Source organism: Pseudomonas sp. S2_F07 (assembly GCF_054668325.1).
In genome coordinates this window covers 6,157,971-6,184,007 of record NZ_CP162758.1, presented here as the reverse complement: position 1 = coordinate 6,184,007, position 26,037 = coordinate 6,157,971, and the positions used below count along the sequence as shown (strand labels likewise).

The window sequence follows — 26,037 nt, the reverse complement described above, 5'->3', positions numbered from 1 at the left end:
TTCAGGAGGGGCAACAGCAAGCCCCCATGATCGCCTCCCCCTCACTCAGAACGCTTGAATGTCGATCGCCAAAGAGTAAAAAAATGATCAGCCCGAGCTCCAAGGATTCGAATGGCCAATTGGCGCAGGGCTTCAAGCCTCGTCACGTCACCATGCTGTCAATCGCCGGTATCATCGGCGCCGGTTTGTTCGTTGGCTCAGGACATGCCATTGCAGCTGCCGGCCCAGCCGTCCTGCTGGCCTATCTATTTTCCGGCCTGCTCGTCGTTCTGGTCATGCGCATGCTAGGTGAAATGGCGGTGGCCAACCCGGACACCGGCTCGTTCTCCACCTATGCCGACCAGGCAATAGGTCGTTGGGCAGGCTTCACCATCGGTTGGCTGTACTGGTGGTTCTGGGTGCTGGTTATCCCTATCGAAGCACTGGCCGCCGGCCATGTGTTGAACCAGTGGTTTCCCCAGATCGATGCCTGGCTGTTCGCCCTGGTGTCGATCATTGCGTTGGTGATCACCAATCTGTTCAGTGTCTCCAAGTACGGCGAATTCGAGTTCTGGTTCGCCATGGCCAAGGTCGTGGCGATCATAGGTTTCATCGCCGTGGGTTTTGCCGTGTTGATGGGCTGGGTGCCCGATCGGGAAGTCAGCGGTTTGAGCGGGCTGATGGCCGAGCATGGCGGATTTGCCCCCAATGGCCTGTCGGCGGTAGTCGGCGCTTTCATCACCATCATGTTCAGCTTCATTGGTACTGAAGCCGTCACCATCGCCGCCGCCGAATCCGACAACCCGTCGCAGAACATTGCCAAGGCCACGCGTTCGGTGATTTGGCGCATCGGCGTGTTTTACCTGTTGTCGATTTTCGTGGTCATCTCCGTGGTGCCCTGGAACGATCCGCTGCTCGCCCAGGTAGGCTCCTACCAGCGGGCCCTGGAAATCATGAACATTCCTCATGCCAAGTTCATGGTGGACATCGTAGTACTGATTGCCGTGGCCAGCTGCATGAACTCCTCGATCTACATTGCCTCGCGCATGCTTTACTCGCTGGGCCGTCGTGGCGATGCGCCGAAGGCGCTGAAGGCGACCTCATCCGAAGGCGTGCCGCGGGCAGCGGTCATCGCCAGCACCGTGCTGGGCGCGGCGATCACTGTGTGGAGCTACTTCATGCCCGCCGGGCTGTTTGACTTCCTGCTGGCCAGCTCCGGCGCGATTGCCTTGCTGGTGTACCTGGCCATCGCGGTGTCGCAGTTGCGCATGCGTGGGATGCTGCATCGGCAGAACGTCGAGCTGACCTTTCGCATGTGGCTGTTCCCGTGGCTGACGTGGCTGGTGATCGTGTTCATTTGCGCAGCGCTGGCGGTCATGATGATCACCCCGGAGCACCGTACCGAAGTGAGCACAACCATTGGACTGGCGCTGGCGATTTCCTTTATTGGCCTTGTGACGTCGCGTCACCCTGCGCAGGCTGCGAGGGTGACGTCAGTGGGATAAAACCCCAGGAGGTGTTTGCGCCGAACCCGATACTCCCTGCGCCGAGGCTGGGGAGTATTACAAGCTCCTGTGTCTCAGGCCGTAATCGCTCCTTGTGAGGACATGACCACGATGTCATCGAACTCCACCGTGTCCGACGGTACGACTCAATCCGTTGGTTTTCTGCTGTTGGATAAATTCACACTTATTTCCCTGGCGTCCGCGGTAGAGCCATTGCGCATGGCCAATCAGTTGTCGGGGCGAGAGCTATACCGCTGGCATACGTTCAGCCCCGGTGGAGAGCCTGTCTGGGCCAGTGACGGCGTGCCGATCACTCCGGATGCTTCATGGAGCAATCCATTAGTGGCGGACACTGTAATCGTGTGCGGTGGTGTTGGAATCCAGAGCGTGATTACCCGCGTGCACATTACCTGGCTGCAAGCCTTGGCGCGTCAATCCAGACGGTTGGGAGGTGTGTGCACCGGCAGCTGGGCGCTCGCAAAAGCCGGGCTGCTCGACGGCTACGAGTGCAGCGTGCATTGGGAATGCTTGGCTGCCATGCAGGAAGCTTTCCCGCGAGTCAGCATCAGCGCGAGCCTCTTTACCCTCGACCGGAACCGATTCACAAGCTCCGGCGGAACAGCGCCAATGGACATGATGTTGCATCTGATCGGCCGCGATCATGGCCGTGAATTGTCGGCGGCCATTTCGGATATGTTTGTCTACGAGCGCATCCGCAATGAACAAGACCATCAGCGCGTTCCGCTTAGGCATGTACTGGGAACTCATCAACCCAAGCTGCAGGAGATCGTCGCGTTGATGGAAGCCAATATCGAGGAACCGCTCGACCTCGATAACCTAGCAGAATACGTTGATCTGTCACGTCGACAGCTAGAGCGGCTATTTCAGAAATACCTCCACTGTACGCCGTCACGCTACTACCTGAGATTACGTCTTGTTCGGGCGCGACAACTGCTTAAGCAAACATCATTGTCGCTCATCGAGTTGGCGTATGTATGCGGTTTCGTGTCCACACCACACTTTTCCAAATGCTATCGCGAGTACTTTGGTGTTCCACCAAGCGACGAACGTTCCAACTCTGAATTGAGTCGCAAACCTGCAACGCTTGCGACTACGCAGCAGTCATCGACCAGACCGCTGACAGCGCTAGACCAGGCACGAAACGAATCGACTTTTGCCAGTGTTCGGATGATTGATCGTTCTGATCTGGCGCAATTGCGCTGATCGGCCGTCCCCATTTATCCGTAGTGCATGGGTTTACTCTATAAGATCACGCAGGAGATTTGACGTGCACATTGGTGTTCCTCTCGAAACCCAGACCGGTGAAACACGGGTTGCTGCAACCCCGGAAACCATCAAGAAGCTGATCGGCCAGGGCCATAAGGTCACTGTACAAAGCGGCGCCGGCATTAATGCCAGCGTTGTCGACAGTGCCTATGAAGCGGCAGGCGCAACCATTGGCAGCGCCAATGACGCGTTTGCTGCAGAGCTGATTTTGAAGGTGGTCGCGCCCAGCGACAGCGAGCTGGCGCTGATTAAAAGCGGCACCGTTGTGGTGGGCATGCTCAACCCGTTCAGCAACGAAACCATCGCCAAAATGGCCGAGTGCGGCATTACCGCCTTTGCCCTGGAAGCCGCGCCGCGTACCTCCCGCGCTCAGAGCCTGGACGTACTGTCGTCGCAAGCCAACATCGCCGGTTACAAGGCTGTGTTGCTGGCCGCTCACCACTACCCTCGCTTCATGCCGATGCTGATGACCGCGGCAGGCACCGTGAAAGCGGCGCGCGTGCTGATCCTCGGTGCTGGCGTGGCCGGTTTGCAGGCGATCGCTACGGCGAAACGCCTGGGGGCGGTGATCGAAGCGTCTGACGTGCGTCCGGCGGTAAAAGAGCAGATCGAATCCCTCGGCGCCAAGTTCGTCGACGTGCCCTACGAGACCGATGAAGAGCGTGAATGCGCCGTCGGTGTCGGCGGTTACGCCCGCCCGATGCCGGCCAGCTGGATGCAGCGCCAGGCCGCCGCCGTGCACGAACGCGCCAAGCAGGCTGACATCGTCATCACCACCGCGCTGATTCCCGGCCGCAAGGCACCGACACTGTTGAGCGCGCAAACCGTGGCCCAGATGAAGCCGGGGTCGGTGGTCATCGACCTCGCGGCGGCCCAGGGCGGCAACTGCCCGCTGACCGTGGCCGATCAGGTGGTCGTCGAACATGGCGTGACCATCGTTGGCCCGACCAACCTGGCCAGCGCCGTGGCGGCTGACGCTTCGGCGCTGTACGCCCGCAACCTGCTGGACTTCATGAAACTGTTGTTCGATAAAGAAGGACAACTGGTGATCAACCTTGAAGACGATATCGTCGCCGCGTGCCTGATGTGCCGCGACGGCCAGATCGTGCGCAAGAACGGCTGAGGATAAAAACAATGGAAGACATGCTGATCTCTCACGGTATCTACAACCTGATCATCTTCGTGCTGGCGATCTATGTCGGCTACCACGTGGTCTGGAACGTCACCCCCGCACTGCACACGCCACTGATGGCCGTGACCAACGCCATCTCGGCCATCGTGATCGTCGGCGCCATGCTGGCAGCGGCGCTGACCGTGACGCCGCTGGGCAAGACCATGGGCACCCTGGCCGTGGCCCTGGCCGCCGTCAACGTGTTTGGTGGCTTCCTGGTGACCCGCCGCATGCTGGAAATGTTCAAGAAGAAAGCGGCCAAAGCTCCGGCTGCCAAGACCGCAACAGCAGCCAAGGCTGAGGTGCAGCAAGCATGAGCATGAACCTGGTTACGTCCCTGTATTTGATCGCCTCGGTCTGCTTCATCCAGGCGCTCAAGGGCCTCTCGCACCCCACCACGTCGCGTCGTGGCAACCTGTTCGGCATGCTCGGCATGGGCCTGGCGATCCTCACCACGGTCGGCCTGATCTACAAGCTGGGCTCCGAGCTGGCGCAAGACGGTATCGTCTACGTGATCGTCGGCCTGCTGATCGGCGGCACTGCCGGTTCGATCATGGCCAAACGCGTTGAAATGACCAAGATGCCGGAACTGGTCGCCTTCATGCACAGCATGATCGGCCTGGCCGCGGTGTTCATCGCCGTGGCTGCCGTGGTCGAGCCGCAGTCGCTGGGCATCGTCAAGCAGCTCGGTGACGCGATCCCGGCCGGTAACCGCCTGGAACTGTTCCTCGGTGCCGCCATCGGGGCAATCACCTTCTCCGGCTCGGTCATTGCCTTCGGCAAGCTGGCAGGCAAGTACAAGTTCCGCCTGTTCCAGGGGGCACCGGTACAGTTCAGTGGCCAGCACAAGCTGAACCTGCTGCTGGGCCTGGCCACCCTGGGCCTGGGCGTGACCTTCATGCTCACCGGTGACTACACCGCTTTCGCCGTGATGCTGGCCCTGGCCTTCGTGCTCGGCGTGCTGATCATCATCCCGATCGGTGGCGCGGACATGCCAGTGGTCGTGTCGATGCTCAACAGCTACTCCGGCTGGGCAGCGGCGGGCATCGGCTTCTCGCTGAACAACTCGATGCTGATCATCGCCGGCTCGCTGGTGGGCTCGTCCGGTGCGATCCTCTCGTACATCATGTGCAAGGCGATGAACCGCTCCTTCTTTAATGTGCTGCTCGGTGGCTTCGGCAATACGGCAGAGGCGGCCGGCCCGGCGGGTTCCAAAGAAGCCCGTCCGGTGAAATCCGGTTCGGCTGACGACGCGACCTTCCTGCTGACCAACGCCGACACCGTGATCATCGTGCCGGGCTACGGCCTGGCGGTGGCACGCGCTCAGCATGCACTGAAGGAACTGACCGAGAAGCTGACCCATCGCGGCGTGACCGTGAAGTATGCGATCCACCCGGTTGCCGGTCGTATGCCCGGCCACATGAACGTGTTGCTGGCCGAGGCCGAAGTGCCTTACGACCAGGTGTTCGAGATGGACGACATCAACTCCGAGTTCGGCCAGGCCGACGTGGTGCTGGTGCTGGGCGCCAACGACGTGGTCAACCCGGCCGCCAAGAACGATCCGAAATCGCCGATTGCCGGCATGCCGATCCTCGAAGCGTTCAAGGCCAAGACCATCATCGTCAACAAACGCTCGATGGCCAGCGGCTACGCCGGCCTGGACAACGAGCTGTTCTACCTGGACAAGACCATGATGGTGTTCGGCGACGCGAAGAAGGTCATCGAAGACATGGTCAAGGCCGTCGAATAAACAAAGCTAGTATTTACTTGAGTTCCAGCGGTGCTCTGCTCTACGAGAGTCCAGCAACGTCCAAGGCACAGGCATACACCGCGGCTAACGTAGAGACCCCCTTCGCCCTGCAACAACGGCCTCACGACGACACGCTGGTCCTTTCCGACGGCCAGTACGGTGACTGGACGCCGCGTGATCTGCGCCGTACCGGCGCGACCATGATGCAGGGCTTGGGGGTCAGCCTGGATGTCATCGATCGCTGTCAAAACCATGTGCTGGCCGGCTCGCGGGTGAGACGCCACTACCTGCATCATGATTATGCCGAAGAGAAGAAGTGCACTAATGCCCTCTAACCTAGCTTCGTCGATGTATGGAAGCGGCTATTAGGGGGAAACATAGTCTCTATGGACCACTTGAAAAAAAGCGCATCCGTGCTAAAACCAATGTATTGAATATTATGTATTTCTGGATTCAATTAATGCGCACGACTCGTGTATTCGATGATTCGGCCCAAGGACTGAGGGGCGGCGCAGAACGGTCGCGAGGTGCCAGGCGCCGGCTCATGGGCGCTACGCTCTATTGCTCGTCATGTATCAGATGTTCGCCAACGTGGCCAATGCGCCAGTTTCAGGAATGATAGCGAGCTAATATGCCCTCCAAAAAATCATCATTAAGAATGGGCGGGCCGGGAGAAATTAGTACAAGCCCATTCCGTAGGTTCCCGGAAGTAGTTGACGCGATAGGGGGTTCCTCGCGAGGCGTTTTCAAAGACGCTGGTATCAGCCTTGAGCAATTTGCATATGAAGACAACCATCTCGCCTACATGGACGTTGCTCGTCTGTTCAACACGGCATTCGAACACACTCAGTGCCCCCATATTGGCCTGCTGATCGGTGAGCGCTTTTCGCTGGAAAATTTGGGTCCGGTGGGTCAGCTTATGCGTCTTGCGACTACACCAGGCGATGCATTGAACGACCTGGTCGGGCATGCCAATCTCTATGATCGTGGCGCGACCCCACTGCTTCTTCCCTTGGCGGGCCAACACAGTTTGTTGGGATATGTCATTTATCGCCACGACCTGCCCAATCAATCATTACTTGTTGACACTGCCGTCATGGTTGGCCTCCAAATGCTGCGGGCCTTATTAGGCGCTAACTGGACGCCCGTTCGTGTGCAGTTTTCATATCGCAAGCCATCAGACATCACCCCGTACATCAGAAAATTTCGCTGCAATATTCAGTTCAATGCAAGCATTTCCGGACTTGTAATAAACAATCAGCAACTCCGACAAATTCAATGTACGGCGAATCCACGCTTACACCATCTACTTAAACTGACTATTTCGAGCGCCACGTCACATTTGACGATTTCAGAAAAAATAAAGAGTCAGGCATACGCTCTATTATTGCAAGGACAGGCAAACTCCAAGCACATCGCCAGTCAATTCTCATTGAATGAAAGAACGCTGCGACGCCGGCTGGGTGCGGAAGGTTCTCACCTCAAAGAACTGATCACCGACTCCAGAAGCAACTTCGCGCGGCAGCTCTTGAAAGATACGGATTTGCCGATATCCACAATCTCCCAGACCCTTCAATACCAGGATCCAAACGCCTTCTCCCGTGCATTCAAAACGTGGACAAATACGTCACCACAGCATTGGAGAAATGGGCTGGGGTAGCCTCCATGGGGGGTTGATTCAACCACATCCATACCCCCGTGATACCGCGCGCACTGTCCGAAAATGCAAGGTGCCTTTCTGATGATTGCCGTAAAGTGAACGCAACAACAGGCTGATTGCAAAGCTGATCTTCGGTTTTTTGTGTTGTTCATGAGGTTGGCGATTAGTTGCACCTGCGGGTGGAGTTCCGCGCAGACACTCAAGAAGGCCACACGAATAAAAGACGATGCCCAGGCCTTGGGGCGATGCAAGCGACATAGACTGAGTGATCTGATAGAGAGGGATTTCATGCAATTAAATAAAAGTGTGTTGTCGATTACTGTTCTTGGTGCGCTGACACTCTTGACCAGTGGCCGAAGTGTTGCCGGTGGCCTGATGTTGTACGAAATCGCCACCGACAACGTCGGACTGGCCAATGCCGGTGCAGCGGCCCGGGCACAAGGCCCTTCGACCATTGCCAGCAACCCCGCCGGCTTGAGCTACCTCAGCGGAACACAGATCTCCGCTGGCGCTCAGGTTCTTTTTGGTGACTTATCGTTCGATCGGGACAGTGAAACCAATACGCCGGGCACTGGCAGCGGTAACGCGCTCGATCCCATACCGGGTGGCAGTTTCTTCATCAGCCATCAACTGGATGATCGGTGGTCCGTCGGCTTCGGCTCCTATGGCGATTTCGGTCTGGCTGTAAACTACGACAATGACTGGTCCGGCCGTTATTTCGTGCAGAACGCGAGTATTGCGGGACTGTCACTGGTACCCAGTGTCGCCTATCGCTTCAACGATCAATGGTCCGTCGGCGTCGGACTCAAAGCCATGTACGGGATGCTGAAGAGCGAAGCCGCCATCGATCAGGCGCCGCTCGGACTGACACAACGGGGTGACGGCCAATACAAATACCGGGACAGCACCTGGGGTTACGGCGCCAACGCAGGCGTGATTTATGCCCCAAAGCCCGGTACCCGGATTGGCCTGGCTTACACCAGTCAGGTTGACCTCGACTTCGAGGATCGCCTGGATGTGAAGAGCAGTGCTCCGTTGGTGAGTCGCCTCAACAGCCTCAACACCAAAATCGACCTGAAAGTACCGCAAACGGCGACCCTCAGCCTGTACCAGCAACTGGATACGCAATGGGCCGTTCTGGCCTCGGTCAATTGGCAGGACTGGTCGAAATTCGGTGACATCGGCATTGACGTAGACACGTCCAGAACCGGTTCCCGGGCCGCTTCAATCGATGCGCATTACAAAGACACGTATCAATTGGCGCTTGGCGCTCAATACCAGATGAACCAGGACTGGGTCTGGGATTTCGGTGTCGCCTATGACACGTCCGCCGTGTCCGACGGTAATCGTACGCTCACCGTGCCCATGGGCGCCGCCTGGCGCTTCGCCACAGGCTTTACTTATTCACTGAATAAAGAGACAGACGTGAATTTCAGTTGGGTCACGGTGTGGATGGGGGACATGTCCGTCGATCAGCAAAAAACGTTGTCAGGCAATCGTGTCTCAGGCGAGTTCGACAACGCCTGGATTCAAGCCCTGACTGGCAACATGACTTGGCGCTACTGAGAAAAATCCAAGAGCGTTTCAGGTGTCATGCCTAGTATCTAGCCGTGGGCATGAACGCTCACGACACCGGCTTGTACAAAACTAACGAGGTGAAAATGAACAGGAAGTCTCACAGTGGCTGGACATTGGCTGCGGCGGTCGTCGTAGGTTCAACGCTTTTCACCGGGTGCACGAGCAAGCTCGATCCGATCACACAGGCCGACAAGGCCGATGTGGCCAAGGGCGTTCCCGCGCCGAGTCTGGAGCAAACCAAGGCGATCGCCGAGGAAGGCTTTATCTACGGCTTGCCGCTGGTCATGAACTACGCCGTAATGAACGAATTCGCGGTGGACTCCAAGTCCAGCCAGTTCAAGGCCCCCTTCAACCAACTGCACCACGATCATAAGGTCGCGACCCCCGCTGACACGGCCATCATTACCCCCAACAGCGACACGCCGTACTCCTTTCTCTGGACCGACCTGCGCGCCGAGCCGTTGGTGATCACCGTGCCGGCCGTCTCCAAAAAACGCTACTACTCGGTGCAACTGATCGACGGCAACACCTATAACTACGGCTACATCGGCAGTCGGGCCACGGCCAGCGCACCCGGGAGCTATTTGATTGCAGGCCCCGACTGGAAGGGTGCGACACCTCCAGGCATCGACAAGGTGTTCAGCTCCACGACCCCTTTCGCACTGACGCTGATCCGCACCCAGCTGTTCAATCCGGCCGACATGCCGAATGTCGAGAAGGTGCAGGCGGGTTACAAGGTCCAGCCGCTGTCCGCTTTCCTCCATCAACCCGCGCCGCCCGATGCGCCGAAGATCGCTTTCGTGCCGGCCACCACGGAGGGCATCAAGGCCAACTTCTTCGAGTACCTGTCGGCGGCGCTGCAGTATGTGCCGCCATCGGCTGAGGACAAGGCGATCCGTGCGAAGCTGGCCAGCATCGGCGTAGGCCCCGGTCGCAGCTTCGAATTCAAGGACCTCTCGCTCGAGCACAAGGCCGCGGTCCTGCTCGGGATGAAGGCCGGCGACGAGCAGGTCGACAAGTTCCTCTCGAACGGAATGAAGAATATCAACGGCTGGAGCGTCGGCGCGTTCTTCGGCGACCAGGCGTTCTACAAAGGCGACTGGCTGATGCGGGCTGGCGCGGCGAAGGCTGGTCTGTACGGCAATGACGCCGCCGAGGCGATGTACCCCTTTACGCGTACCGATGGCAATGGCCAGACGTTGAATACCGGCAAGCACAACTACACGCTGACCTTCCCTGCCGGCAAAATGCCGCCTGTCAATGCCTTCTGGTCGGTGACCATGTACGACGGCAAGAGCCAACTGCTGATCAAGAATCCGATCAACCGCTACCTGATCAATTCGCCGATGCTGTCGGCCATGAAAAAGAACGCGGACGGTTCACTGACGCTGTATATCCAGAAGGATTCGCCGGGCAAGACCAAGGAGTCCAACTGGTTGCCCGCGCCTGACGACACGGCCTATCTGGTGATGCGCCTCTATTGGCCGAAGGCCACGCCGCCTTCAATTCTTCCCGCAGGCAGCGGCAGCTGGCAGCCGCCGGCAGTGGTGGCATCGAAGTAACGCGACGCTTGCGACTGCTTGCAGTTAGCAAGCAGTCGCTCGATTGCTCAGGCTGAGATCCAGTGGGCCCTATTCCGAAAGGGCTAAGTCCACAGAGTCTGACCTTGAATAAAAGACATTCAGGAACACATCCCTCAAGGAGTACCGTTATATGAGCTTCTCGCACAAATGGATAACGAGTGCTGCACTGAGCAGCTTGTTATTGACCGGCTGCGTATCGAAAGTCACTGAAGTCGAGCAATACTCGGGCTACCTGTCCAACTACAACAACTTGCAGGAAGTCAAAACGGCAAGCGGCGGCACAACAATGCGTTGGGTCAGTCCGTCGTGGAACCCGAATGCCTATGACACAGTGGTGTTCAACAAGCTGGAGCTCTATCCCGCGCCCAAGCCCGATGAGCGGGTCAACCAGCAAACGCTGACCGACATCCAGAACTACATGACCAGTAAGGTCAAAGGCACCCTGGGTCAGAAATACCGTGTGGTTTCCAATACCGGCGCCGCGTCAGCGAGTTCCAAAACCCTGCTGATGCGTGCGGCGATCACCGGGGTGAATGCCGAAAACGAAGGGATGAAATGGTACGAAGTGGTGCCGATCGCCGCCGTAGTCGGAGCAACACAGGCCGCCACCGGCCACCGTGATCAGGACAGCACTTTGTTCATCGAGGCCGAGATTATCGATGCGAGAACCAACCAGACGGTCGCCAGGGTAGTCCGCAAGGTGTTTGGTACAACGCTGGAAAACGAAAGCCAGAAGATCACCGCCCAGGACTTCAAAGCGGCGATCGACAAGTTGAACGTCGATCTCTGGGCGTTCATTCGCAGTTAAGCCTTGATTGAACTGCCAACAGACGTTGGCTCAAGCATTGCAATCAAATACCAATAACGAGGTGCATCGCAATGAAAGTAATCCTGTCCTGGCTGTCAGTCACGTTGATGACGGTGCTGATAAGTGCCTGTTCCGCCGTCGGGTCAACCGATGGCGGCGCCGGTGAAATCGAGATTCGCTCAGGGAAGATCGAGCAGATATCGCTGACGCAGATGCAGACCAATCACGACAGTGGTGTCGGCGCCGTACTCGGTGGTCTTGGCGGCCTGGCGGTTGGCAGCTTGATCGGGGGCGGCACCGGGCGTGACGTCGCCATGGTTGCCGGCGCGCTCGCCGGTGCTGCTGGCGGTAACTACGCCGAGAAGAAAAAATATGACCAACCGATCGAGGCGCAACAAATCATCGTGCGGGTCAACAGTGGCGTGCTGGTATCGGTGACCCAACCGATCAATCCGTCCCTGACCAAGGGCTCGAAGGTGTATATCCAGGGCTCAGGCAATGATGCCCGCGTTGTGCCGCAAGGCAGTTAAGGCTGACTGTTCGGATTCGTAAAACACCGTACGTGCCTTCTTAACAAATTTTGTAGGAGCGAGCTTGCTCGTGATGGACTCAAGAGCGCTGCGTTTATTCTGTAAACACGCGATTCGTTAACGACCATCGCGAGCAAGCTCGCTCCTGCAAAACCTCCCACCGGCAACGGTAAACTTTACGCCCTCCTGCCTAGACCCGACAAATACATGACTGATTGGAGAAGTTAAACTTGTAAAGTAAGTAACCTCGGCATAATACAAGACGTATCAACAACAGAATGGGTGGCTGTTCGCTGTGCTTCAGTTAAGTACGGCCCACTGAGATTGAGGTATTCAAGTAACTTCTGCTTGTCGTTAGAAGGCTCCCGTTGATAGTCGAGGGGCCCGGGGCGATTGGTATCCAAGGAATTCGCATGAACAAGTACATTGAACGACTTTTGCTATCGTCTTTGGTTTTCGGTATTTCCGTTTCCAGTCAGGCCGACGATCAGGCGGAGCTGGCCAAACAGTCATTAAATCCAGTCGCGGCACTGTATAGCTTGCCCATCCAATACAACTGGAATCAGAAAATGGGGCCCTCTGGCAATGGAATCCAGAGCGTCACCAATATCCAGCCGGTTTTACCCTTCACACTTAATGACGATTGGAATCTGATCTCTCGCACGATCCTCCCGGTCATTGATCAGCATGGACTGGCACCGAGGGGCATTGCCGATAAAAGCGGAGTGGGCGACACCACGCAAAGCTTCTTTTTCTCTCCCAAAAGGCCCACCGAGGACGGCTGGATCTGGGGTGCAGGCCCCGCGTTGTTGTTACCGACCGGTAGTGATGAGCTACTGAGTAGCGAACAATGGGGGATTGGACCGACAGCGGTGGCGTTGAAGCAGGCCAACGGCTGGACGAACGGTATTCTGGCGAACCACATCTGGTCGCTGGACAACAACCCGGCCAATGACAAGGAGAAGGTCAATCAGACATATCTGCAACCCTTTCTGGTCTATACCACAGCGTCGTACACCAGTTTTGGCATTAATACAGAATCCACTTACGACTGGGAAGCCAGGGAGTGGAATGTGCCGATCAACCTGTTCGTGACGCAATTGTTCAAAGTCGGCAAGCAGCCCATGAGCCTTCAGGTAGGGCCGCGATACTGGGCGGACAGTCCTGAGGATGGTGCACACGGTTGGGGCTTTCGGGTGGCGTACACGCTACTTTTTCCTAAGTGAAACTATCCGTAAGACTTACTTTTAGCATCAGAGGACAAGTTGTTCTCATGTCAGCAGCGTAGTTTGATTTGCTGCTTATACTGACCGAGCAGTCTGAGCTTGTCATCCGTCGTGGTTCTCCTCGATCAGCGTCGCGCTTGCGCCGACCAGCTTCAGAAAAAAACAAAGACTTACAGCAAGAAAAGGAGCGTTATGAGATATCAAGTCGTGAGCAAACGCGACACTGAATATCCCCTGATCAGCAGTTAATCCCATCTAATGCGAAAAATGGAGTTTCAAGTTCATGATAACCACACTACCGAGAACATTTGGCTGTGCAATGGTATTGCTCGCGTCCTTTGGATTTACGCACGCCCAAGCAGCGGACATCACTCCCGCCGAAACAAAAGCCATCGCCGAGGAAGGTTACATCTACGGTCTGCCCATCGTGATGAACTACGCGACCATGTACGACTATGCCGTGGACAAGAACTCAGGCCAGTACAAGGCACCGTTCAACCACATCCACAGCATGCACAATGTCTTCACCTACAAGGACACGGCCATCGTCTCGCCGAACAGCGATACGCCGTATTCCTTGATGTTCATGGACCTGCGTAGCGAGCCGATCGTGCTCTCGGTACCGACGGTGGAGAAACCGCGGTACTACTCGGTGCAGCTCATCGATAACAACACCAACAACTTCGGTTACATCGGCAGCCGTACCACCGGCAGCGAAGCCGGCGATTACATGCTGGTCGGCCCAGACTGGAAAGGCGTGACCCCGCCTGGCATCAAGAAGGTGTTTCACTCCCAAACACAACTCCTCTTCGCGATCTTTCGCACCCAGCTCTTCAATCCGGCGGACATGCCAAACGTCGAAAAGATCCAGTCCGGTTATGCGGCCCAGCCGTTATCGGCTTATCTCAAGCAGCCCGCGCCGCCTGCCGCGCCGGCGATCAACTTTCCGAAGTTCGACAAGGCCCTGGCCAAGACCGACTTCTTCAAGTATCTGGGCTTTGCCTTGCAGTTTGCCCCGGCCACCCCGGATGAAGTGGCGATCCGCGCGAAGCTGGCCCGTCTGGGCATTGGCGCCGGCAAGGACTTCAACTTCCAGGACCTCTCCGCCGAGCAAAAGGCCGCTGTGGTCTCGGGCATGCAGGCTGGGCATGCGAAGGTTCAGGATGCAGTCAATCATCTCGGCACACAGGTCAATGGCTGGAACATCGTGAGTTCCGGCGGTAATGCCGCGTTCTACAAGGGTGATTGGCTAAAGCGCGCCGCCATCGCACAAGCAGGCATCTATGCCAACGACGCCGAAGAGGCCACGTATCCGATGGCCAAGATCCTGTCCGACGGGACGCCGCTTGACGGCAGCAAGCACAACTACACGATCACTTTTCCCGCTGGACAGCTCCCGCCGGTCAACGCCTTCTGGTCGGTGACCATGTACGACGGCAAGTCGCAACTGCTGATCAAGAATCCGGTCAATCGCTACCTCATCAACTCGCCGATGCTACCCGACATGAAGAAGAATGCAGACGGCTCGTTGACGCTCTACATCCAGAAGGACTCGCCCGGCGCGGACAAGGAAAGCAACTGGCTGCCCGCACCGAATGATCTGATCTACATGGTGATGCGCCTGTATTGGCCGAAGACGGAAAACCCTTCCGTCCTGCCGCCTGGCAAAGGCACGTGGAGTCCGCCGGCGATCGTTAAAATCAATTGAGCACCTAACGACCGGTACAGCGGACGGCGCTGGCGTGCCGCCGCTGAACCGGGGCGTCAGGGTTTCACAGAGGCCCTGACGTCCGCTTTGATCACCCAAAGGCCAACGGTGGCCGCAAACCGTAGATATTGTTGTTTTGGCGTTATTTGCACGGCACTCCGTATGCCGCAATTCAACGCCATTGGATGGATCCCCCTCCTCAAGAGGGGGGCGGTGTGAGCACGGCCTGTTCACGATGCTCTTAACGCACCGTGTAAATCCTTCCACCGTCCAACAGAGAACAACAAGCATGTTTTATGAAAACATCGACACCTCCTCCATCAACGACGAGGACCTGCCGTGGGTTCCGTTCGCACCTTACAGCGATGAAATCTTCATCAAATACATCAAGTGCGACCCGGTTCGCGGGGAAACCATCACCCTGCTCAAGGCCCCGGCCGGGTCTTCTCTGCCCAAGCACCATCACTCCGGCACGGTCATCGTTTACACCATCAAGGGTGGCTGGAAATACCTGGAGCACGACTGGATCTCAAAACCGGGCGGCGTGGTGTTCGAAACCGCAGGTTCCAGCCATACGCCGATCGTGCTGAGTGAATATGGCGATGAACTGATCACCTTGAACATCACCCAGGGCGACCTGCTGTATTACGACGATAACAACAACGTCGTGGCCATCGAGAACTGGAAATCCAGCGTGGATCGTTACCTGGCGTTCTGCAAAGCCAATGATATCGAGCCCAAAGACATCACCAGTTTTGCGGTCTGAGCAGCTCTCCAATCTCTCGGCCGTCCGGTGTTCGACCGGGCGGCTGCGTCGTTGCAATGAATAAAAAACGGAGACACTCATGTCCCAGAAGCTGCAACCCGCCGGACGTTTCACCCTGAAACTCTGCGCACTGTTGGCCAGCTCGGTCGCTTCCGCACAAGACTCGCTGCCCTTCCCGCCGACGCCTTCGGCCAGTGACGCCAAACCGACGCTGCAAGAATCCAAGCACCAGAAACGTCAGCAGCAATCCCGGCTTCCTGCCGAGGCCCCCAATATCCTGGTGATCATGCTCGATGACGCCGGCTTCGCGCAGTCCGACACCGTCGGCGGCGCAGTCCATACGCCGACCCTGAGTCGAGTCGCCGACAGTGGTGTGCGCTACAACGCTTTTCATACCGCTGCCATCAGCTCCGCTACTCGCGCCGCATTGCTTACCGGACGCAACCATCACCGGGTTGGCAACGGCGTCATCGCAGAGCTGGCCACTGACTGGGAAGGCTACACCGGCAAGATCCCCAAAAGCTCGGCGACCATGGCCGAGGTGCTCAAGCAATATGGCTACAGCACCGCCGCGTTCGGCAAATGGCATAACACACCACCCCTGGATACCACGGCGGCCGGTCCTTTCGATACGTGGCCGACGGCCTACGGTTTTGAACATTTCTACGGTTTCCTGGCCGGCGAAACCTCTCAGTACGAACCGCGTCTGTACCGCGACACAACGCCAATCGAACCGGCGCGAGATCCGAAATATCACCTCAGCGAAGACCTCGCCAATCAGGCCGTAAACTGGCTGCAAGACCATCAGACCTACGCGCCGGCAAAACCATTTTTCATGTATTGGACACCGGGTGCCGTACATGGTCCGCACCAGGTGAATGCGCAATGGGCCGATAAATACAAAGGCAAGTTCGACGGTGGCTGGGACGCCTATCGGGAGCAGACGTTCGCTCGCCAGAAAGCCCTGGGCTTTATCCCGCAGGACGCCGTCCTCACCCCACGCCCGGCGGAGCTCCCAGCCTGGGACAGCTTGTCTTCCGAACAGAAACAGTATCAGGCACGGTTGATGGAGGTGTATGCCGGCTTCCTGGAACATGCCGACACGCAGGCCGGCAAGATCCTCGACGAACTGGAGCGTGAAGGTAAGCGCGACAACACGCTGATCTTCTATGTCTTCAGCGACAACGGCGCTTCTTCCGAGGGGATGGAGGGCACGATTAATGAGTTGCTGGCCCAAAACGGGATTCCAGTTCCCAAAGAGCAGCAGTTGAAAGTCCTCGACGAGATGTATGGCGGCTTGTCCGCGCTCGGCGGTCCTAAACTTGAAAGCATGTACAACGCCGCGTGGGCCTGGGCAGGTTCAGGGCCATTCGTAGGCACTAAACTGGTCGCCGGCTACTTCGGTGGTACGCGCACGCCGCTGGCCGTTTCCTGGCCGAAACAGATCAAGGCCGACGCCAGAGTTCGCGCGCAATTTCACCATGTCAACGACATTGCCCCGACGGTCTACGACGTGCTGTCGATCACGCCACCCAAAGAGGTCAACGGTATCGCTCAGGACCCAATGGATGGCGTCAGCCTGCGCTACACCTTCAACGACGCTCAGGTGAAGTCGAAAAAACCAGTGCAATACTTCGAAGTCTTCGGCAGTCGCGGCGTCTACAAGGATGGCTGGATGGCCTCGGTCTTTGGCCCGCGCAAACCCTGGGTGCAAGGCTTTGCGCAGTTCATGGGCTGGAATCCGGCGAATGACCGATGGTCGCTCTACAACCTGCAAAACGACTACTCCCAGGCCAACGACGTAGCCGCGAGCAATCCGGAAAAACTTGCGGAGCTGAAGGCCGAGTTTGACGTGCAGGCCAAGGCTAACCATGTCTATCCGATTGGTGCCGGTCTCTACCCCTTCCTCGATCCGACTGCACGAATCTCCAGCAGCCAACGCGAATGGCATTTCAGTGATCGTGTCCAGCGCTTTCCGGAGTTTGCGGCTCCGAACCTGCGCAATCAGAACAGCAAAGTTGTCGTCGACGCCGAGGTTCCAGCTAACGCCACCGGCGTGTTGTATGCCTTGGGCGGAATCGGTGGCGGGGTCAGCCTGTACATGGATGACGGTTTCCTGAACTACGAGTACAACGCGCTGGCTATCTCTCGAGTGAAACTGCGTTCGGCCGAACGAGTACCCGCAGGCAAAGTCAGTATCGAAGTGCTAACGACCCTGTCGTCAGCCAAGCCCGGAGCGCCGGCCAATCTGAGCTTGCGACTTGACGGGCAGGAAGCCGCCAAAGGGGTGACACCGTTCACTCCGGCACTGACGTTCACCGCCAGCGAAACCTTCGACGTCGCTCAAGACCTCGGTTCCCCCGTCACCCTGGACTATTTCGAGCGTGCGCCCTTCGCATTCAATGGCAAGGTCAAGGATGTACACGTGACGTATTTGCCTTGACCCTCAATGCCGCCCGGATAACCGGGCGGCAGACTGATGACTCCCGGACCCTGCCCCATGCCTACCCACGAAACCCCGCCCCAGGGCTTGCATCTCATGGCCAAACCCGTCGGGCCGATCTGCAACCTCGATTGCAGCTACTGTTTCTACCTCGAAAAAGAACAGCTTTACCCCCCTCGGGAACGCTTCAGCATGACCGACGAGGTGCTGCGTCTGTATGTGCAGCGCTACATCGAGGCCCAGCCCACGCCTGAGGTCGAATTTACCTGGCAAGGCGGCGAACCGACGTTACTGGGGTTGGATTTTTTCAACGAGCGGTCCTGTATCAACGCCAGTTCGCAGGGAACAAAGTCATTCGCAACACGCTGCAGACCAATGGCACGTTACTCAATGACGACTGGTGCGCGTTCCTCGCCCGTGAACGCTTCATGGTGGGGATCAGCCTCGATGGCCCGCGATTCGTTCACGACCTCTATCGCCCCGACAAGCGCGGACGCTCCAGTTTCGATGACGTGATGCACGGTCTCGAACTGCTCAAGCAGCATGGCGTCGACTTCAATGTGTTGGTTACCGTGGCGCGCGATGTCGCCAGATTTCCCTTGGAAATCTATCGATTCCTCAAGTCTGAGGGCGTTCGTCATATTCAGTTCAACCCCGTGGTGGAACGCAAGCCCAGTGCCTCACAGGTCAGTCTGGGTCTGCATTTCGCTATCCCGCCGGAATTGCGCTTGCACGTGGTGCCGGAGCCCGCGATGGTGACGGAGCAAACGGTCGCCCCCGAGGCCTATGGCGATTTTCTCATCACGATTTTTGACGAGTGGGTGCGCCAGGATGTCGGGGAGGTTCATGTCATGAACTTCGAATGGGCACTGGCCTCATGGTGCCAGCTGCCGGCCTCGGTGTGCCTGTTCAGCCCGCGCTGCGGCAAAGCGGCGATCGTGGAACACGATGGCAATGTCTACTCCTGCGATCACTACATGTATCCCGAGTATCTGCTGGGCAACCTGAAGACCGATGATCCTGCCGTGCTACTCGCCTCTGCTGCGCAACAAGCCTTTGGCGCCGCCAAGGAAGAGACACTGCCGACGTATTGCCAGCAGTGCGATTACCGCTTCGCCTGCCATGGCGAATGCCCGAAAAACCGCTTCATGAATGCGCCCAATGGCGAGCCGGGTCTGAACTACCTGTGTCCGAGCTACAAGAAATACTTTCGTCACCTGACGCCCTACATGAACGCCATGGCCCAACTGGTCAGCCACAACCAACCCGTGGCGTTGATCATGCAGGCCTTCGCCGGCCCGCTGATCGTGCCCCTGGATAAATAGCCTTTCAGCTCTGAAATCTGAAGTCGCGAAACTGTTCGCGAAGCTTCATCTTTTGCAATTTGCCGGTGGCGGTATGCGGCAGCGCTTCGACGAAGGCCACATCGTCCGGCAGCCACCATTTCGCCACGCGGCTTTGCAACACCGTCAGCAGATCGTCTTTGCTCGCGGTTCTACCAGGTTTGAGCACCACCACCAGCAACGGCCGCTCCTGCCATTTGGGATGAGGGATGCCAATCACCGCCGCTTCGGCGACGGCCGGATGACTGACAGCGGCATTTTCCAGATCAATCGAGGAAATCCACTCGCCACCCGACTTGATAACGTCCTTGGCGCGGTCGGTGATCTGCATGTAGCCGTCAGTGTCGATCGTTGCGATGTCACCGGTATCGAGCCAGCCCTCGCCATCAAGAATCTGCCCTCCTTCGCCGCCGTAATACTGGCTGGCGATCCATGGTCCCTTGACCAGTAGAAGACCGCTTGCCTTGCCGTCTCGCGGAAGTTCAGCGCCTTGCTCGTCGACAATCTTCATCGACACCCCAAACAACGCCCGCCCTTGTTTGGCCTGCAGGTCGAGCACTGCTTCCAGCGGAGCATCACGGTGTTTGGGCAGCGGATTGCAGATGGTGCCCAGCGGGGACATCTCGGTCATCCCCCAGGCATGCAAAACACGCGCATTGAAACGGGTTTCAAACGTATCGACCTGGCTGCGCGGCGCGGCGGCTCCGCCGATCACCACCCGGTTCAGGCACAGCTCTGTCGCCGGTTGCAAAGCCTGTGTCTCGACATGCTGTTGCAACATCATCCACACCGTCGGCACACCCAGCGCCAGGGTCACCTGTTCATCCCGCATCAGCGTGTAGAGGCTCTCGCCGTCAAGTGCGGCGCCCGGTAACACCAATTTTGCGCCACACATTGCGGCGGCATACGGCATACCCCAGGCATTGACGTGGAACATCGGCACGACCAACAACGCTGAATCCGCCGCCGATAGACCGAAACCATCCGAGGTACACAGCGCCAGCGAATGCAGGATCGAAGAACGGTGCGAATACAGCACACCCTTGGGATTGCCAGTGGTGCCCGAGGTGTAGCACATGGACGACGCCGTGCGCTCATCGAACTCAGGCCAGATGAAGTCATTGCTCTGCCCGGCGATCAGGTCTTCGTAGCACATCAAGCCAGGCACATCGATTGCCGGCATTTGCTCCCGCTCACACAGAGCGATGAACGCTTTGACTGTCTTCAGGCGCGGCGCGATCTGCTCGACCAACTCAGCGAACGACAGGTCGAAAAGCAGGTACTGATCCTCGGCGTGGTTGGCGATGAATTCGATCTGCTCGGGGAACAGCCGCGGGTTGATCGTATGCAGTACCGCGCCCATGCCCGACACACCGAAATACAATTCCATATGCCGGTAACCGTTCCAGGCCAGGGTGCCGATTCTGTCGCCGGGTTGTACACCCAACGCAACCAGCGCATTGGCCACTTGTTTAGCGCGTTCGCCGATGTCGGCGTAAGTGCAGTGATGCACCGCTCCATCTGCCATGCGCGAGGCAATTTCGGTGTACGGATGCGCCTTCAGCGCATGTTCCAGAACGGAAGAAATCAACAGCGGTTGATCTTGCATCAAGCCCAGCATGGTTTGTGTTCCTTTTATTCTTGTTTGATGTCGATGTTTCAGAAGCGGCAGAGACTCACAGGTAGCCGAGCGGATAAAGCATGCAAGCAGCCGCTTCAAGGAGCACGACGGAGCAGGAAATACGACAGCGCCGGGATCAGCACCAAGGCGCCGACCATGTTCCAGATGAACATGAAGGTCAGCAGGATGCCCATGTCGGCCTGGAACTTGATCGGCGACCAGGCCCAGGTGATGACGCCCGCCGCCAGGGTGATGCCGACCAGCGCCACCACTTTGCCGGTGAACGCAACGGAGTTTTTGTAGGCTTCGGTCAACGACAGACCGGCACGCTGCTGAGCCAACTGAACACTGAGCAGGTACAGCGCGTAATCGACACCGATGCCGACACCCAAGGCAATCACCGGCAAGGTCGCGACCTTCACGCCCATGCCCAGCCAGACCATCAACGCCTCGCAGAGAATCGACGTCAGCATCAACGGCACGACCGCCACCACCACCGCTCGCCAGCTGCGGAAGGTGATGAAGCACAGCACGATCACCGCGCCATACACGTAGAACAACATGGTGCGATTGGCGTCGCGCACGACGATATTGGTCGCCGCTTCGATCCCGGCGCTACCGGCGGCGAGCATGAACTGCCGATCGTCGTTGCTGTGTTCACGGGCGAACTGATCGGCCACTTTGACCACGTGATCGAGGGTTTCGGCCTTGTGGTCGGAGAGATAAGCGATCACCGGCATCATCGAACAGTCACTGTCGAACAGTTCCGGGTTGTTCACCGAGGCCTGCTGCGCGCCGTAGTTGAGCACGTTCTGGTTGCGCGCTACGGTCAGCATTTTCGGGTTGCCTTCATAGGAACCCGCCGTGATCTGGCGCACAGCGTTGACCAGCGACACGGTAGTCTGCACGCCCGGTTGCTGTTGCAGCAGCCAGCCGAGACGATCGGCTTCCACCAGGGTTTCGTACTTCAGGCAACCTTCGCTGGCTGTTTTGACCATGACCGCAAACTGGTCGCTGGACAGCGAATAGTTGGCAGTGATGTAGGCGTTGTCGCGGTTGTAACGTGAGTCGGCGCGCAGTTCGGGTGCGCCCGGATCGAGATCACCAATCTTCAACTGCGTGCTGACCATGAAGCCACCTGCCGCCAGCAACCCGGCCACCACCACCGCCACCGTCGCCCAGCGACGCTCGGTAAAGCGGTCAAGCAGGCTCCACACATTACCCAGCCCTTTTCCATTCACCTCCTGCCGTTCCTGACGCAGGCTGCGCGCCGCCGCCTTGGGACTGACACCCCAATAAGACAGCAGCACTGGCAGCAGCACCAGGTTGGTGAAGATCAGCACCGCCACGCCAATGCTGGCGGTGACGGCCAGGTCCTGGATCACCGGAATGTCGATCAGCATCAGTACCGCAAAACCCACGGCATCGGCCAGCAATGCGGTCAGTCCGGCCAGGAACAGACGGCGGAAGGTGTAACGCGCGGCGACCAACTGATGGGTACCGCGTCCGACGTCCTGCATGATCCCGTTCATTTTCTGCGCACCGTGGGATACCCCGATGGCGAATACCAGAAACGGCACCAGAATCGAAAACGGGTCGAGTGCATAACCGAACAAGGTGATCAGGCCCAGTTGCCAGACCACCGCAACCACCGAGCACAGAATCACCAGCGCGGTGCTGCGCACGCAACGGGTAAAGCCAAAGATGATGGCAGTAGCGATCAGCGCTGCGGCGCCGAAGTACATCATGATCAGCATCAGGCCATCGATCAGATCGCCCACCAGTTTGGCGAAACCGATCACGCGGATCTTGATCGGGCCTTTGCCCTCTTCACCGGCGAGGTGTACCGCGCTACTGCCGGCAAACTCAAACTTGTTGCGTAGCTGCTCTTCAAGCATCCGCGAAAAATGGTGATAGTCGATTGCGGCGCCCGTGACCGGATCCTTCTCCAGCAGCGGCACCACAATCATGCTCGATTTGAAATTATTGCCGACAAGACTGCCGATGATGCCGGAACGGGCGATGTTCAAGCGCAGTTGCTCGACCCCACTGGCCGAGCCGTCGTAGGAGTCCGGCATGACCGGGCCACCACGGAAGCCCTCCTCCGTGACCTCGGTCCAGCGCACGGCAGGCGTCCACAATGACTTTATCCAGGCCCGGTCCACGCCCGGGGTCAGGAACAAGGTGTCATTAACCTGCTTGAGTACCTCCAGGTATTTCGGGTCGTAGATGTCGCCGTCGGTGTTTTCCACCACCACCCGAACCGTATTGCCCAGCCCGCGTAACGCCTGACGATTCTCAAGGTAGTTTTTGATGTACGGCTGACTCTGCGGAATCATCTTTTCGAAGCTGGCATTGAGCGTCAGCCCAGTGGCCGCGAAATAGCTCAGCAATACCGTCACGATCAGGCAGGTCAGCACCACCAGCAGGCGGTTGTTGAAAATCAGGCGTTCAAGGACATTGCCGGAGCGTGCATCGAAGCCCTTCAGCTCTCGGATCACCGGCATCGTATCGAGGTTGTAGTTACCCATGAAGTGGCTCGTCTCTTTTTATTATGTGGGATGTGGGCTCATTCGAAGGGCAACTGGCGCAAGCCCCGTGCGCCCGCGACCACCACGACGTCTGATGCGATGGCCTGCGCCGCAGCAGCGGGCCCCAGGCGGTCTTGTGGCTTTAGCGTGAAACTGGCGCCGTCGTCGGTGCTGACAAGCACATGCCCGGCCTGGCTGACCAGGATGATTCGGCCGTCGGCGGTGATCGTGCTCGCGGTGATGCTTGAGGACAGCCCCACTTCAACCTTGTCCCAGTTCACGCCGTGATCGACGCTGCGATAAACATTGCCCCGCAGGCCATAAACGAGCACCGAGCCCGGCTTGCCGGTGATGCCGAAATAGCTGCCGCCGTAGGGCGTCGGGAGGTTGATGAAGCGTTGCGTTGCCGGGTCCAGTTTCAATACCAGGCCTTGTTCGCCGACAATGAACAGGTCATCGCCGATTGCTCGTATCCCGTAGAAATTCAGTGCTCCCGGATTGTCGGTGCGATCCATCAACGGAACCCAGTTTCGGCCGCCGTCTTCAGTGCGGAAAATCAGATTGAACGCGCCGACGATATATCCGGTTTTATCATTGGCGAACCAAACGTCCAGAAAAGGTTTGTCAGCCCCTTCATCGACCATTCGTTGAGCCTCGGCCAATAACGCATCATTGGGCTGTTGCCCTTCTTGCTTCTGAAAATGTTCGAGCATGATCTGCCCCACCTGACGGCCATCGAGCTGACGCTTCCAGGTTTCACCCCTGTTGTCGCTGTGCAACACAATGCCATCGTGCCCGACCGCCCACCCCTGCGTCGGGTTCGGAAAATGCACGGCCACCAGATCGGAACTCACCGGCACTTCTGCCTGGTGCCAGCGGACGCCGTTGTCATCGGAATAAAAAATATGGCCGCGTTGGCCCACGGCGACCAGGCGCTGACCTGCACGGGTCAACCCGGTGAACACCCCGCCAATCGCCTTGTCACTCTGAATCGCGGGGCTCGACAGCACGTCGACAAAGTCAGCGGCGACGACGGATCTGGTGAATGGGGCAGCCAACGCCAAAATTAGCGCAGTGAGCGCAATCCATCTAAATGTATTCATGAGGTCTACTCGGCAAAAAAGCCGCCGAACAGTGCGATACACACTGTCGGCGACAAGAAAACACCTGCGTTATGGCTCAGCGAATACCCGTGCCGGCCAATGACTCAGGTGCCCATTGCGCTTTCGAAAGCGGGTCGATGTACTTGACGCCGCCGTACGGCCCGTAGATGCCGGTGATGTTGTAGCTGCCAGAGACCAGGTCATAAATCATGTGGTTATCGGAGTTCGGCGCCTGCACGTCATAGCTGTATGCCATGTGTGCAAAGGACCCGCGGTACAGCTTGCCGCTGGCGTCATATTCATCCGAAGCCAGGGCGATCCAGCTGTCTTCGTCGAGGTAGAAGGTGCGCTTGCTGTAGATGTGGCGTTTGCCCGGTTTCAGCGTGGCTTCGACCACCCACACGCGGTGCAACTCCCAGCGCATCAGGTCCGGATTGACGTGATGCGGCGTGGTGATATCCGCAGCAACCTTGTGATAGTTCAACTTGTACGTGTTGTAAGGAATGATCATTTCCTTCTTGCCGACGAGTTTGAAGTCGTAACGGTCCATTGCGCCGTTGAATACCCAGGCATCGTCATAGGTCGAAGCGCCGGCCGAGCCAGGGTTTGGCGTGTCGTAGGCGATATCCGGTGCGAGTTTCACGCGGCGCTGACCTGGCAGGTATTGCCAGCCACGACGCTCCATTTTCAGAGGGTTGACGGCATCCTGCACCAGGATGGCTTCGCCTGCGCGACGGGCCGGGGCCTGGTAGTAGAGTTTGGTCTTGAAGAACAGATCCGTTTCTTTCGCCGGGTCCATACGCTTGGGATCGTACAGCGGGTATTCCAGATAGGCATTGCCGGACGTGGCCAGAATTGCCCTCCCGGAACTGTCGACGTTCCAGGAGTCATATTTCAAATTGGTGGCATACCCCTGATACCGCAGCAAGTGGTTCCACATGGCCTCATAGCCATCTTTCGGGATCGGGAACGGAACGCCCGGCAACGCGTTCTCCAGTGCTACCCCGCCTTCGAGTGTTTTAGTGCCGACGGCGTTTTTTGCGGTGTTATCCAGCAACCGTTGAGGCAGCGCAACGCTGCGATGAGTCGGAAACACATCGACCCGGAACGTCGGGTAACGCTTGAGCAGTTCTTGCGTGGTTGCGGTCAGTTTGTCGGTGTATTGACTGACGTTTTTGCCATCGACGACAACGCGTGGCTTGTCGGCCTCATAAGGGTCCGGACGGAACGAACTACCCGGTTGAAAACTGGCCGGCGCCGTAGTGAGACCGCCGGTGTAGGGCGGAATGGTGTTGTCGGCATTGCCGGTCTTTTCAGCGCCGACGCCTGTCAGGCTGTTGCCGAGTCTGGCTGCTTCATCGGGGGACACGGCTGCGTGTGCCGCACCCGCGATGGCAACGGTCAAGGCAGTGAACAAAAGCGTATTGACGAACTTCATGGAGTGA

General features: G+C 57.8%; 19 protein-coding genes and 1 pseudogene. 16 read left to right on the top strand and 4 right to left on the bottom strand.

From position 1 onward, the window contains the following. Window positions 1–83: 83 nt before the first annotated feature. From gabP to AB4O40_RS28065, 16 genes and pseudogenes are all read left to right on the top strand, one after another. Complete coding sequence (gene gabP, locus AB4O40_RS28140) at window positions 84–1,484, top strand: GABA permease (protein ID WP_414914066.1); 1,401 nt, start codon at window positions 84–86, stop codon at window positions 1,482–1,484. A gap of 111 nt (window positions 1,485–1,595) precedes the next feature. Beyond that, window positions 1,596–2,708, top strand: coding sequence for a choline metabolism transcriptional regulator GbdR (gbdR, locus tag AB4O40_RS28135; protein WP_409079473.1), 1,113 nt, complete (start codon window positions 1,596–1,598; stop codon window positions 2,706–2,708). Window positions 2,709–2,772: 64 nt separating this feature from the next. Beyond that, a complete protein-coding gene (locus AB4O40_RS28130; RefSeq protein ID WP_056726683.1) occupies window positions 2,773–3,894 on the top strand; it encodes a Re/Si-specific NAD(P)(+) transhydrogenase subunit alpha in 1,122 nt (373 codons plus the stop codon). An 11-nt stretch (window positions 3,895–3,905) separates the two neighbouring features. Continuing rightward, entirely contained in the window at window positions 3,906–4,259 is a 354-nt protein-coding gene (locus AB4O40_RS28125; protein WP_056726684.1) for an NAD(P) transhydrogenase subunit alpha part 2, read from the top strand. Then, window positions 4,256–5,692: an NAD(P)(+) transhydrogenase (Re/Si-specific) subunit beta gene (locus tag AB4O40_RS28120; RefSeq protein WP_223459269.1), complete on the top strand. Its 1,437-nt coding sequence runs from the start codon at window positions 4,256–4,258 to the stop codon at window positions 5,690–5,692. Before AB4O40_RS28125 ends, AB4O40_RS28120 begins: the two co-directional genes overlap by 4 nt. 104 nt (window positions 5,693–5,796) lie before the next feature. After that, a pseudogene (locus AB4O40_RS28115) lies at window positions 5,797–6,009 on the top strand (site-specific integrase); the annotation flags it as partial. A gap of 314 nt (window positions 6,010–6,323) precedes the next feature. After that, window positions 6,324–7,352, top strand: coding sequence for an AraC family transcriptional regulator (locus tag AB4O40_RS28110; RefSeq protein ID WP_082562913.1), 1,029 nt, complete (start codon window positions 6,324–6,326; stop codon window positions 7,350–7,352). 288 nt (window positions 7,353–7,640) lie between these two features. After that, window positions 7,641–8,918, top strand: a complete 1,278-nt coding sequence (locus tag AB4O40_RS28105; RefSeq protein ID WP_082562914.1) for an OmpP1/FadL family transporter — start codon at window positions 7,641–7,643, stop codon at window positions 8,916–8,918. A gap of 95 nt (window positions 8,919–9,013) precedes the next feature. Beyond that, entirely contained in the window at window positions 9,014–10,492 is a 1,479-nt protein-coding gene (locus tag AB4O40_RS28100; protein ID WP_082562928.1) for a DUF1254 domain-containing protein, read from the top strand. A 151-nt stretch (window positions 10,493–10,643) separates the two neighbouring features. Further along, window positions 10,644–11,321 (top strand): DUF3313 domain-containing protein, encoded by a 678-nt coding sequence (locus tag AB4O40_RS28095; protein WP_056723155.1) that lies wholly within the window; start codon window positions 10,644–10,646, stop codon window positions 11,319–11,321. Between the two features lie 71 nt (window positions 11,322–11,392). After that, on the top strand, window positions 11,393–11,851 hold the full coding sequence (locus tag AB4O40_RS28090; RefSeq protein ID WP_056723157.1) for a glycine zipper 2TM domain-containing protein: 459 nt from the start codon (window positions 11,393–11,395) through the stop codon (window positions 11,849–11,851). A 413-nt stretch (window positions 11,852–12,264) separates the two neighbouring features. Beyond that, the gene (locus AB4O40_RS28085) at window positions 12,265–13,077 is read left to right on the top strand and encodes a hypothetical protein (protein WP_056723160.1); all 813 of its coding nucleotides are present in this window, start codon (window positions 12,265–12,267) and stop codon (window positions 13,075–13,077) included. A gap of 319 nt (window positions 13,078–13,396) precedes the next feature. Further along, window positions 13,397–14,785, top strand: a complete 1,389-nt coding sequence (locus AB4O40_RS28080; protein WP_460058027.1) for a DUF1254 domain-containing protein — start codon at window positions 13,397–13,399, stop codon at window positions 14,783–14,785. Window positions 14,786–15,074: 289 nt separating this feature from the next. Next, window positions 15,075–15,551 carry a 2,4'-dihydroxyacetophenone dioxygenase family protein gene (locus AB4O40_RS28075; protein WP_339544504.1) on the top strand — a complete coding sequence of 159 codons (477 nt, stop codon included), beginning with the start codon at window positions 15,075–15,077 and terminating at the stop codon, window positions 15,549–15,551. A 79-nt stretch (window positions 15,552–15,630) separates the two neighbouring features. Beyond that, on the top strand, window positions 15,631–17,994 hold the full coding sequence (locus tag AB4O40_RS28070) for an arylsulfatase (RefSeq protein WP_056723166.1): 2,364 nt from the start codon (window positions 15,631–15,633) through the stop codon (window positions 17,992–17,994). A 260-nt stretch (window positions 17,995–18,254) separates the two neighbouring features. Next, complete coding sequence (locus AB4O40_RS28065; protein WP_460154732.1) at window positions 18,255–19,319, top strand: anaerobic sulfatase maturase; 1,065 nt, start codon at window positions 18,255–18,257, stop codon at window positions 19,317–19,319. Window positions 19,320–19,323: 4 nt separating this feature from the next. On the opposite strand, the gene AB4O40_RS28060 is transcribed toward AB4O40_RS28065, so the two are convergent. The 4 genes from AB4O40_RS28060 to AB4O40_RS28045 all read right to left on the bottom strand — a co-directional run bounded on the left by AB4O40_RS28060 (window position 19,324) and on the right by AB4O40_RS28045 (window position 26,030). Beyond that, window positions 19,324–20,958 (bottom strand): 3-(methylthio)propionyl-CoA ligase, encoded by a 1,635-nt coding sequence (locus tag AB4O40_RS28060; protein ID WP_460056980.1) that lies wholly within the window; start codon window positions 20,956–20,958, stop codon window positions 19,324–19,326. A 95-nt stretch (window positions 20,959–21,053) separates the two neighbouring features. After that, entirely contained in the window at window positions 21,054–23,489 is a 2,436-nt protein-coding gene (locus tag AB4O40_RS28055) for an efflux RND transporter permease subunit (protein ID WP_056723171.1), read from the bottom strand. Between the two features lie 38 nt (window positions 23,490–23,527). Next, window positions 23,528–24,592 (bottom strand): WD40/YVTN/BNR-like repeat-containing protein, encoded by a 1,065-nt coding sequence (locus AB4O40_RS28050; protein ID WP_460058030.1) that lies wholly within the window; start codon window positions 24,590–24,592, stop codon window positions 23,528–23,530. A 76-nt stretch (window positions 24,593–24,668) separates the two neighbouring features. Then, on the bottom strand, window positions 24,669–26,030 hold the full coding sequence (locus AB4O40_RS28045; RefSeq protein ID WP_056723175.1) for a DUF1329 domain-containing protein: 1,362 nt from the start codon (window positions 26,028–26,030) through the stop codon (window positions 24,669–24,671). Between the last annotated feature and the right edge of the window lie 7 nt (window positions 26,031–26,037).